Genomic DNA, 11,007 nt, shown 5'->3' on the forward strand with positions numbered 1-11,007 from the left:
TAGCGTTCGGCGTCATTCAATGCGCGCGACCGCGTAAGGCCGGAGGCGAACCTGGTGTGAGGCCGGCAGCGCCGTAGCCGTCTCTTCCCAAGAGCCGGCCAGCGTCTCCTGATCAAGGACGGCAACTTTGCATCCCGCATCGAGATCGAGCGCCGACAGATCGACCGCGACCTCCGCCGGTGTAAGATTTGCCATCCACACCGTCAGCTTGCCCGCCGAGGAGCATCCCGCAAGAGCCGCCACGCGATCGTCGGCTGTCGTGCTTACCGCGACATGCGTCAATCCCGCCATGCGTGCGAGCCCAGCCACCGCATGGAAGATCGGCCGGGGCTCGCCCGCCGGCGCCGGCTCCCCATCGCCGGCCAGCACGCCGAAGGGGCCAACGAACCCGCTCGGCGTGAGCTGCTCGAGCCTGGCCCCCACTACACGCGCCGCATAGCCGATCGTCCAGGCCGCGCCGAAGAGGCCGTCATGGCGCGGGTCGCGATTGGCCATCGCAATCCTCTGCCGGCGCGGGTTGTCCTTCGTCGTGCTGCCATAGGGGTTCTGGCGCATGGCGATGGTGGACGGCCCGATGCGGTAAGGTGTGCCGCCGAAGATCGCGCGCGCCGAGGCGGTGATGAAAGGCAGGGCCTCCAGCGTTTGCATCACGCTCAAATCGTCGGCCGCATGCACGATCGGGCACGTGCAGTGGGTGATGAAATCGATGAGATCGGCCGGCGCCCGCTTGCGGTTCAGTTCGGTGAAGTAGCTGAGCATGCCGCCGCCGAGACGGATATCCGGAAAGGCGCACCGCGCCGCTGCATAGACCTCCTCGAGCGGCGGGCAGTCCGGCCAGGCGCTGCCGGGTGGCGTCGATTGCCGGTCGACCGAGGGTGACACCGCGACGGCATCGAGCCGTAGCCCCGCGCGCCGCACCATTTCCGTCACCCCGGAAAGCTCCGCGTCGAGGTCGCCCTCGCAGGTCAGCACGCATTCGAGCGTGGTCCGCGCGGGATAGCCGGATGCGAGCGCGGCGAACCGCTCGAGTTCTTCAAGTCCGTGGCCCGACGTGAGATCGAAGTGGAACAGCAACCCCTGAGGCCCGAGGCGCTTCAGCTCCTCCAGGCTGAGAAGCGCCGGTTCGACATCCTGCGGATAGACCACGACGGCGATTTCGGGCAGGGCCGGCCCTTCCCCACCTGCTTCCAAACGCACAGGATGCTCCCGCCCGGTGGAGGCCTCGGGCGAGGCCGTGCCGCGAATGGCAAGGCTCACCGCCTGCCGCATCTCTTCGCCCGATGCCAAGACATAGGGCCAAGGTTTCTCAAGCGGGTGCACATAGGTCTTGTAGGAGGCATCGGACCAGTTGCGCTGGTCCTCCATCTCGAAGGTATCCCCCTCCATCCGGCATTCGGCGAAGAGGCCAGGGCGGACCTCATGCGTGATGGCGCGCATGTCCTTGAAGGGCTGCCAGGGATCGATCAGTTCGGGGAGCTTCGTCTCCGCGACGCTGCCGTCCACATGCTCCACCGTGACAGGCCGGCCGGCGAGCCCGACGATGGGGTGCAGGATGCAGAAGCCACAGCGGTTGGTCTCGAAATCGCCTTCCGGCCAGGCCGTGACATCGAAGACCAGCGTCCCGTCCGACCGGCCGGTGATCACGGCGTCGAAGCGCAAGGTGCTTTCGCTTGGGCCCCCGCACGCCGCCGAATAGCGTACCTCGAACCGCCTTTCCCCCTCCTCCACGGACAAGCCGGAAAGCTGAGGCTCGTAGGTGCCCCAGTCGCGGTCGCGCACCACATAGGCGATGGCGCGCAGCACCTCGCTTTCCCCGAAGCGGATCGTTCGCAGATTGCCGTTGACGAGATCGGCCGCAAGCGGCCCGGCGCGAAGGCGCACGGGCCCGGCTTCCGCCTCGTGCGTGCCGTAGAGAAGAAAGGTCTCAGCCGTCATGACAACGGGCTCGCAGGTTCGACCGGCTGCCGGCTCTCCGCGCTTTCATAGGCGGCTTCGACCAGCGCCAGCGTCTTCAGGTTATCGGTGCCGGAGGTGGCGGGCTCCCGGCCCGAGCGCAGGCAGTCCACCCAGTGCTGTTGGATGGCCACCACGCTCTCTTGGATGTTATGCCACGGCCGTGAGGCCCAGGGCAGAAGGGGCGGCGAGACGTCCTTCCTGGCAACGCCGCTGCGGCCCGTGACCACGAGGCGGTAGTCCTGCATGAGTCGGATCGTGCCTTCGCTGCCGTCGATCTCGATGAGCGTTTCGGGAAAGGGCTCCTTCGCCAGCCTCGTCGCATAGCTGCAATCGACAATCGACGCCGCGCCGTCCTCGTGGTCGAGCAGCATGGTGGCAACGTCCTCGCCGGCGATGTTCGGGTTGACGCGCGCCGTGCGTGCGTCAACCCGCGCCGCATCTCCCAGCAGAAACCGGGCAATGTCGAGAATATGGATGCCGAGGTCCTCTATGATGAAGCGCTTGCCGGTGGCGAGATAGGGTTGACCGGAAAAGACGTCGTAAGCCGAACGGAAGGAGATCCGGCCGAAGAACGGCGTGCCGATCTCGCCCGCCTCGATCACCGCCCTTACCGCCCGGATCGGCGACTGCCAGCGGAAGTTCTCGTGCACCATCAACGGCAGGCCGGCCTCCGCGTACGCCTTCACCATGGCGCCCGCATCATCCAGCGAGGATGCGAACGGTTTCTGACAGATGGCCGGAAGCCGCCTGGAAGCCGCGAGCTCAACCAGCGGGCGATGGCTCTGGACCGTGGTGGCGATGTCCACGAAATCGAGTTCCTCCGCAGCCATCATCTCGGCTGCGTCAATGTAGCGGTGCTCGACCCCGAGCTGGTCGCCGACTTCCGCCAGGCGCTCAGGGTCGCGGTCGCAGATCGCGACGATCCCGGCCCCTTCCACGTCGTGCCAGCCATGCATCTGATTGACGGCGAAGAAGCCGCACCCGATCAACCCGCCGCGAAATTCCCTCATGCGCTCTTCCTCCTCCCAAAGCGCCATTTTCGCCTCACCCTGAACTGAATGTCGACACACCCTAATCGGCAAGTCTCGCGCCTGTTTCCGGCGCAAAGAAATGCCCATGACCCCGGGCGAATGCCAGCGGAATCGTTTCGCCTTCACGCACGGTGATACGCTCGCGAAGAACACACGTGACATCCGCATCGCCGATTTTGGCCAGCACATGCGTTTCGGCTCCGGTCGGTTCCACGACCTCGATCCTGGCCTCGATGCCGTTATCGGGATCGAGCTCTATGTGCTCCGGCCGGATGCCGAACACCACCTTGTCACCCGGTTTGACGCCACCGTCCTTGGCGATCGGGATGCTGGCGCCGGAACCGAGCACAAGCCTGGCGCCGCCGTCGTTCTCGATGGTGCCGGACAGCATGTTCATCGACGGCGAGCCGATGAAGCCGGCGACGAAAACATTGGCTGGCCTGTCGTAGAGTTCGAGCGGTGAACCCACCTGCTCGATCACGCCATCCTTCAGCACGACGATCTTGTCGGCCATGGTCATGGCTTCGATCTGGTCGTGCGTCACATAGATGGTGGTGGTACCGAGCCGCTTCTGCAACGACTTGATCTCGGCACGCATCGCCACGCGCAGCTTGGCGTCGAGATTGCTGAGCGGCTCGTCGAAAAGAAACACCTGCGGGTCGCGCACGATGGCGCGACCCATGGCAACGCGCTGGCGCTGACCGCCCGAGAGCTGTTTGGGCAGCCGCTTGAGAAGCGAGGTCAGCCCCAGGATCTCCGCGGCCTCGTTCACCTTGGCGTCGATTTCTGCCTTCTTCACGCCCTTGAGCTCAAGGGCAAAGCCCATGTTCTGGGCGACTGTCATCTGCGGATAGAGAGCGTAGTTCTGGAACACCATCGCGATGTCCCGATCCTTCGGCTCCAGTTGGTTCACCACCCGATCACCGATGCGGATCAGCCCGGAGCCAATGGACTCGAGCCCGGCGATCATCCGCAGCAGCGTCGATTTCCCGCAGCCCGACGGCCCGACAAGTATGACGAACTCGCCGTCGTCTATGTGGACCGACACGCCGTGGATGACCCCCACCGTGCCAAAGGACTTTCTTACGTTTTCGATCTCAACCGACGCCATGTGCGCTTCCAGTTCCAGGTCCTGTGGCTATTTCCGCGGCCGGACACGCACCGCGAGATACGGCTTGCCCGGAAGCTCGACGCCGAAGGCCGCGTCGGCCTTGCCGCCGCGAACGACGTCGGCGTGGCGCGTGGCGCGCGGAACGGGCGCCGGCACCTTCTTCCCGGGGGTGATCGTCATGTTCCAGGTGTCGATGATGTCGATCTCGTAATCGCCGTCCTGCAGAGGGAATCCCGTCGACCAGATCACCGGGCGGTGCTCGCCGAAATAGACGAATGTGACATCGCCATCTCTCGCGCCGCTGACGCGGTTCCAGGGGAAGCCGTGCCCAGTGATTTCATCGAACGGAGTGAGCCCGTTCCTGACATCTTCCTTGATGAGATCGAGCAGGAATCCGATACGCCGCGGGCTCTCGCCCGTAAGCTCGCCGCCCTTGGCCCACCACAGCAGGTCCTGCGGGTGCGCATAGGTCTCGCCGTGGCCGGCATAGCCCCCCTTGAGAACGGTGATCCAGAAGCGGTGCACAAGCTCCCGGGCCGTGATGCTGCCCCAGGACTGGAATATGTTGCCCTCATATTCGGGCTCGTCGTTCACGACCGGCTTGCCGTAGTCCCGGCGCCATTCAGAGGTCTTCTTCACATCCCAGTTCTGCATGCAGACATGGTCGACCCACGGCTTGCGGTGGTCGTAGCACATGTCAGGGTCGCCATTGTGGATCGATTTCAAATGCCGGTAGGGATCGTTTTCCTCGATGATGTGAAAGAAGCGGTCCCAGCGGGTCATCGGCTTCACGTCGAGAAGGAAATCGTACTCGTTGGCGAGTGACCACCAGACATTCCGGTAGGCGGCGATGCGCGCCACGAGGTATTTCAGGTACCGGAAATCCTGCTCCTCGCTCATGGTGCAGTTGCCCCACCGGTCGTAGGGGTGGAAAATGATGATATCGGCCTCGATGCCGCGTTCGGCAAGCCTGCCGATCTGCGTCTCGAAGTGACGGAACGCCGCGAAGTTCGGCCGGTCATAGTCGTATGTGCCGTCGCCCACGGGCTCGAACACGTCGTGCAGCGGTTCGTTCTCGTTGTAGGGGTAGTCCTTGGGGAACACGCACATGCGGATCTTGTTGAAGGGCGAGGCCGCGAGCGTTTTCAGCGTCTTATCCTGCATGGCGAGCGGCTGGTGGGTCCACGCATAGCAGGTCGTGCCGAAGGGAAAGTAGGGCGTGTCGTCGGCATGGGCGAAGTGCATGCGGTTGCGCACGCGCACGGGCCCGTGCACGCCTTCACGCGGCGCTGTGACGGTGAACGACGCCGTGGCGCCGTCGAGGGCGGCGACTTCCGACTCCGTCGTCAGCGTCCACTCGCCTTCGGTGTCGGGCATGAAGCGGACAATGAAAACGCCGTTTCCGTCATAGAAGCCGGGCACGCGGACCGCGCGGTTCTCATGGCGGAAAACGCCCCGGAACTCAGTTTCCGTATAGGGGTTGCCCGCGACCTCGGCCTCGATCGCGTGCTCGAAAATGTCCCACTTTGAGATCGTTGTGCTGGAAGTCATTCTGATCCTTGTCTGATTGTGGTGATTTGCCTGTTTCCCACTATCCCTTGACCGCGCCGGACATGAGACCGCTGACGAAGTAGCGCTGGAAGATGAGATAGACGATCGTGGCCGGCAGAACCGTCATCACGATCGCCGCGTTGAGCTGGCCGTAATCGTTGGAGAACTGGCCCTGGAAGGACATCAGCCCGAGCGGCAACGTCCACATGCCGGCATCCTGAAGGATGACCAGCGCCATGGCGAATTCGTTCCATGTGTTGACGAAGTCCAGAATGAGCAACGCCGCAAGCACCGGTATCGAGGCCGGCAGGAATATCCGGCGGAAGATCGTGATATCCGAGGCGCCGTCGATGCGAGCGGCCTCGCTCAGCTCACGCGGAATGACGCTGAAGAACCCGTGCAGGATGAACACCTGATACGGCACGCCGAACGCCAGATACGGGAGTATGATGCCGGGATAGGTGTCGATAAGGCCGAACGAGTTCACGACCGTGAAAATCGGCGCGAGCATCACCTGGAACGGAATCATCGTGCCGAACAGGATTATGAGCAGGATCAGCTTGCCCCAGATGATCCGCATTCGGGCGAGCGCATAGGCGGCCATCGCAGAGATGAAAAGGCCGAGCGGCACCTTGATGAAGGTGATGATGACGCTGTTGGTGAATGTCGTCGAAAAATCCCCCCGGGCCCATGCGTTCTCGTAGTTCTGGTAGTGAACCGTTGCAGGCGGGGTGAACGCACCTGTCGTCATGACATCGCCAGTCGTCTTCAACGATGTGAAGACAATGAAGACGAATGGCGCGATCCAGACGACCGCGACGAGAACCAGCGAGATCCAGAGCCCGATCAGAACCGGATCCCGACGCCGGGCCGATCCGTATCCGGCATCTGCGACGGTCGCGGAAGCTGGGGCTGTCGTCGTGCTCATTCGCCAGTATCCCGCCTTTGCATCCAGCGCAGATACGGAACGACGATGGCGATGGTGATGACCAGAAGGACAACGGAAATCGCCCCACCGCGTCCGAAGTCGAAGATCTGCATCGACTGGGTGAAGGCCCAAAGCGCGAGCATCTGCGTCGACTGAGCCGGTCCCCCGCCGGTCATGCCGTAGACGATGTCGAATGCCTTGAGCGAGTTGATCAGCGAAAGAACCAGGACGATCGTGGTCGTGACCCTGAGCGCGGGCAGGGTCACGTATCTGAACACCTGAAACCGCCCGGCGCCGTCGATGCGCGCTGCCTCAACGAGGGTCTGCGAGACCCCCTGCAGGCCGGCCAGGAAAAGCACCATCGAGAACCCGACCTGCTGCCAGAAATAGGCGACGAAGATCGAGTAGAGCGCGATGTTGCGGTCGCCCAGCCAGTCCTGGATCAGGCCCTGGAGACCGAACGCCGCCAGCATCTGGTTGAACAGGCCGAAGAACGGGTCGTACATCCAGCGCCACATCGTCGCCACGGCGATGGGGGCGATGATGACCGGAAGGTAATACAACGCCCGCAGGGTGCCACGTCCGAAAATCTTTTGATTGAGCCCGATCGCAAGCAGCAGTCCGGCCGCCGGGGGGAAGATGACGCTGAGAACCGTCCAGATGACCGTGTTGCGGAAGGCGACCCAGAACACAGGATCATTGGTGAAGATGTACTTGTAGTTGGAGAGGCCGGCAAAAGCCCGTTCGGGATCGAGGCCATTCCAGCGCTGGAAACTGAGCACGAAGACATCGACCATCGGGTAGACGGCGAAGACGAGATACACGACCAGTGCCGGCCCCAGGAGCACAAAGGCCTGAAAGCGTGAGTCCTGAAGAGGCTTAACCTGCATTTCTCACACTCCTTGCGCCCTGCGTCGCATTCCGGCAAGTCGGATATGGACAAAAGACGCGCAAAGCGTAGTGGTTCCTACGGTCAAGCGGCTTTCGCCCATAGAGGGCCGCCGCAATGCGACCCTTCGGGCCCGCCGAGAATGGCGCAGGGAGCAAGGAGTGTGAGAAATGCGGGTTAAACGTCTGCACCGGTCAACCTGGCTTTCGACAGAAGGGACTGCGGCCCAAGGCCGGCCGCGATCGGCAACATCGGCGGAGCGGCAGCCAAGCCGCCGATCCTCCACGGGAGGAGGTTATGTGTTGCTTTCGATGAAAGTCTGCATCGCCTGAGCAGCGGCTGCGGGTTCGAGATTGCCCGAAGCCACCTCGTTGATCACACGGAAATACTCCGTGGTCACGTCAAGCGGGAAGCCCTGGTCGCCATTGACGAAAAGCTCGGTATGATTTGCGAAAACGTCGAGCCATTCGCGCTCCATGTCGGAGATGTCACCGACATATTCGACGTTCTTGTTCACCGACGTCGTGGCGAAAGCGCCGAGCGTCTCCTGCTGAAAATCCTCCGACAGATAAAGATCGATCAGTTCGGCGGCCAGATCCTTATGCTCGCTCTTGGCGTTGATATAGTGATACTCGGCGAAGCCGTAGAGCCGGCCGGTTCCCGTCGGGAACGGGAAAATGCCGAAGTTCGAGAGGTCGGCGCCTTCCTTGATCTGGTCCACCAGCCAGTTGCCCTCGAGCATCATGGCCGCACGATCAGCGAAGAACAGACTTGTTGACTGCGCGTTGTCGATACCCATGAAGGGGGCGAGGAAATACTCCGTCGCCCACATCTTCATCTCTTCGAAGGCCTTGGTGGCGCAGGGCTCTTCGGTCCAATCGAGCTCCATGCCGATCAGGGCATCGTGTTTTTCGGCGCCGCAGGTCGTCTCCAAGAGCACGTCCATCAGGCGCATGACGTGCCAGTTGACGGTGCCTCCGAATGTGAACGCCGGGATACCGGCATCCTTGAGCTTCTTGGCTGTCTCGACCAGCTCCTCGTAGGTCTGAGGTTCCTCGTCGATGCCGGCTTGTTCGAACAGCTTCTTGTTGTAATAAACCACTTCGCCCTTGAAGGTGTAGGGTGCGCCGTGCATGCCCTCGCCGAACTGCTCGACGAAGCCCATGGACGAGCCGACAAGCACGTCGGCCCAGTCGTACTTCTCATAGTACGGAGTCAAATCCTGGCTGAGACCGGCCTTTACAAACTCGCCGCCGAGCCCGAGGCCGGCCCACATGAAATAGACGTCCGGCCCCCTTTCGGCCCCCGTGGCGACACGCAGCGCCGTTTTGTGCTCATCAGTGCCGCGTCGCACGATCTTCAGGTCCACACCTGGGTGTTCCGCCTCGAATTGCTGCTCCAGCTTCGCGAATCCGTCGTTGATGCGTTGCACGTCGCTAAACGAAAGCGTCCACAGGGAAATCTCCTGCGCGCTTGCAGGTACAGCCAGCATCAACGCTGCAGCACCGGCCAGCAGCCCTCCTTTCGCGGTAGATAGCCTCATATCGATCCTCCCAATCTTTCGGATTTTTCTGAATGTCGCTGTCTGCCCGATTCACGCAATTTCCGGCGAAACGGCAGCGATCACGCGTGGCCATATTCGCGAAAAGCGCACCTCCGTTCCCCGTCTGCAGCGAGGAAAGCGCTCTTCGTTCCAACTTCCCGCATTCGGGGACCATATCGAAAGTAATTATGTTGTCAACTGGTATGATAAGTAATCGACACAAGGAGCTGATACCCTCGGACGCGCGCCGGCGCGGCAAAGTGCCCGCGGATCCTCGGGAAACGACGTTGCCACGCCTGGCAGTGATCACGGGCGCCTCCTCAGGTATCGGTGCAATCTATGCCGACCGGCTGGCTCGCCGCGGCTAGCCTGGCGCAGCTCTACGCAACGGTGCGGCTGTTCATGAACTTCTTCCAGCCCTCGTTCAAGCTGGCCGGAAAGGAACGGGACGGCGCCCGCGTGTGCAAGCGCTATCACCCGCCGGCGACACCCTGCCAGCGGCTGCTGGCCGGAACGTTCTCCTCAATGCCGGCGTCGATCATCTTGACGATGCCCGGCGCAGAAGCGTGAGGCGTTCCTTGGCGACGCGGAAGGCCTTCTTTTCGGCCTGGACGGCTTCAGCCAGGTCGTTGAATTCCTCCGCGCGGGCAACAATCGGTGAGAGGTCGAAGCCGTAGGCCTGCTCGATCTCCCCTCCCCTGCCCTTACGAAGCGCTTCCCGTTGGGACTGTCCCTGCGGATGATCAGGCCGCATTCGACCAGCACGGCGAGATGGCGGCGCAGCGTCGTAGCCGGCATGCCGTTGGCGCGCGCCATCAACTGCTCGTTCGAGGGCCAGACCACCGCAGGTCAACGCCCAACGCTGCTGCCATCTTCACCTCCGTGTCGCAATACATAGACGTGAATCAGTATTCGCAGCGCTTGCAACCCCCCTCAGTGAGTCAGATTCCGTTCAAAACGCTTCTAGCCGACACCGCCGTCGGCATAACTGTTATGGCATATATCAATGATTGACAGCTTCCCGCATTTCGAAGACGCTGAATCATCCTTTTAGGGGGTGGCATTCGCGCAACGGAGAAGAACGCGCATGCGACTGTCGCAACTGCTTATGTCCGGCAGCCTTGTTACCTTTGGTATAGGCATCCTTGCGGGCACGGCGGCCGCAGAAGTGAAGCGGACGGGCGAGGACTGCCGTACGTTGGCCTCGCTCAAGTTGGAGGGAGTAGATCTCAAGATTGCCAGTGCCGAGCACCAAACCGGGGAAGGCACGCCCCAGGCCATGACCCGGCCCACAGGTGGTTGCGTTCGATGATCGGCGAACTGGCAAAGGAGTTGTCTTCGGAAGCCACCTAAGATGGCCTTTTCGTGTTCGCGTTGATGTCCGCGAAGAGCCATGGAACGGAAGCGTGGCAAACGTAGTAAATGTAGCAGGGCAGGTACAGGAAACCGCTGATCCCGCTCGCGGTGTGACGCAGCAGATGCCTTCGCCACCGGCGCCGCGTGAACAGAAATAGAATGGAGTAGGCGGAAATGTGTGCCGAGCGTGTGACACGGAACACGCGGGAACGGATTGCAACGGACGGCGGAAAGGGTGGAAACCGTTGTAACGCCTTGGTTTTCATCGCAACGGTGTGGAACCGTTGACGGTACATGAAACCCGGCAGAGCCGGGCGATTAAACTCGTTTCCGATACCGACATTCGTTGGCGACTGCGATCTAACTCATTGTTCCTTAATGAAAATCCCACTACCACGCCACGTATCCCGCACCTCGCGCCACGGTAGACCTATTCTCCGCACCGGCGGCGCCTGCCTATAAGGGTTGCTGCAGCTTGGATGCGGCCCGGGAGGCAACATGACGACCCATGGCGTCGATGCAATTTTGAGCGCTTCGCGCGAGTTCGCAGCCCTGCTAGAGCATGTCCTGTGATCGATGAATCGATTGTGATGTGACGGCGACATTTTGTTCTGATTCAACCTCCATTTTGACGGAGGTGGA

General features: G+C 61.9%; 7 protein-coding genes and 2 pseudogenes. 1 reads left to right on the forward strand and 8 read right to left on the reverse strand.

The genetic code is table 11. The features are described 5' to 3' along the window. Window positions 1–12: 12 nt before the first annotated feature. The 7 genes from apnL to GM910_RS22535 form a co-directional block, all read right to left on the reverse strand. A complete protein-coding gene (gene apnL, locus GM910_RS22505; protein ID WP_159591756.1) occupies window positions 13–1,935 on the reverse strand; it encodes a D-apionate lactonase in 1,923 nt (640 codons plus the stop codon). Continuing rightward, window positions 1,932–2,966: a Gfo/Idh/MocA family protein gene (locus GM910_RS22510; protein ID WP_159591759.1), complete on the reverse strand. Its 1,035-nt coding sequence runs from the start codon at window positions 2,964–2,966 to the stop codon at window positions 1,932–1,934. The genes apnL and GM910_RS22510 overlap by 4 nt, the downstream gene beginning before the upstream one ends. A 61-nt stretch (window positions 2,967–3,027) precedes the next feature. Further along, on the reverse strand, window positions 3,028–4,098 hold the full coding sequence (locus GM910_RS22515) for an ABC transporter ATP-binding protein (protein WP_159591762.1): 1,071 nt from the start codon (window positions 4,096–4,098) through the stop codon (window positions 3,028–3,030). Between the two features lie 27 nt (window positions 4,099–4,125). Continuing rightward, on the reverse strand, window positions 4,126–5,649 hold the full coding sequence (locus tag GM910_RS22520; protein ID WP_159591765.1) for a DUF5060 domain-containing protein: 1,524 nt from the start codon (window positions 5,647–5,649) through the stop codon (window positions 4,126–4,128). Between the two features lie 40 nt (window positions 5,650–5,689). After that, entirely contained in the window at window positions 5,690–6,577 is an 888-nt protein-coding gene (locus tag GM910_RS22525; RefSeq protein WP_159591768.1) for a carbohydrate ABC transporter permease, read from the reverse strand. Then, on the reverse strand, window positions 6,574–7,467 hold the full coding sequence (locus GM910_RS22530; RefSeq protein ID WP_159591771.1) for a carbohydrate ABC transporter permease: 894 nt from the start codon (window positions 7,465–7,467) through the stop codon (window positions 6,574–6,576). The genes GM910_RS22525 and GM910_RS22530 overlap by 4 nt, the downstream gene beginning before the upstream one ends. Window positions 7,468–7,761: 294 nt before the next feature. After that, a complete protein-coding gene (locus GM910_RS22535) occupies window positions 7,762–9,009 on the reverse strand; it encodes an ABC transporter substrate-binding protein (RefSeq protein ID WP_159591774.1) in 1,248 nt (415 codons plus the stop codon). 348 nt (window positions 9,010–9,357) lie between these two features. Between GM910_RS22535 and GM910_RS22540 the strand changes: the two are divergent. After that, window positions 9,358–9,519, forward strand: a pseudogene (locus tag GM910_RS22540) (transposase); the annotation flags it as partial. Here GM910_RS22540 and repC read toward each other — a convergent pair. Next, window positions 9,513–9,852, reverse strand: a pseudogene (gene repC, locus GM910_RS22545) (plasmid replication protein RepC); the annotation flags it as partial. The pseudogenes GM910_RS22540 and repC sit on opposite strands and share 7 nt — an antisense overlap. Window positions 9,853–11,007: the final 1,155 nt, after the last annotated feature.

It is taken from the genome of Chelativorans xinjiangensis, from assembly GCF_009812055.1.
GTDB lineage: Bacteria > Pseudomonadota > Alphaproteobacteria > Rhizobiales > Rhizobiaceae > Chelativorans > Chelativorans xinjiangense.

Excerpts from the sequence above, each read along its gene's own strand:
- apnL (WP_159591756.1), bottom strand. The coding sequence starts at position 1,935 with ATGACGGCTGAGACCTTTCTTCTCTACGGCACGCACGAGGCGGAAGCC.
- GM910_RS22510 (WP_159591759.1), bottom strand. The coding sequence starts at position 2,966 with ATGAGGGAATTTCGCGGCGGGTTGATCGGGTGCGGCTTCTTCGCCGTC.
- GM910_RS22515 (WP_159591762.1), bottom strand. The coding sequence starts at position 4,098 with ATGGCGTCGGTTGAGATCGAAAACGTAAGAAAGTCCTTTGGCACGGTG.
- GM910_RS22520 (WP_159591765.1), bottom strand. The coding sequence starts at position 5,649 with ATGACTTCCAGCACAACGATCTCAAAGTGGGACATTTTCGAGCACGCG.
- GM910_RS22525 (WP_159591768.1), bottom strand. The coding sequence starts at position 6,577 with ATGAGCACGACGACAGCCCCAGCTTCCGCGACCGTCGCAGATGCCGGA.
- GM910_RS22530 (WP_159591771.1), bottom strand. The coding sequence starts at position 7,467 with ATGCAGGTTAAGCCTCTTCAGGACTCACGCTTTCAGGCCTTTGTGCTC.
- GM910_RS22535 (WP_159591774.1), bottom strand. The coding sequence starts at position 9,009 with ATGAGGCTATCTACCGCGAAAGGAGGGCTGCTGGCCGGTGCTGCAGCG.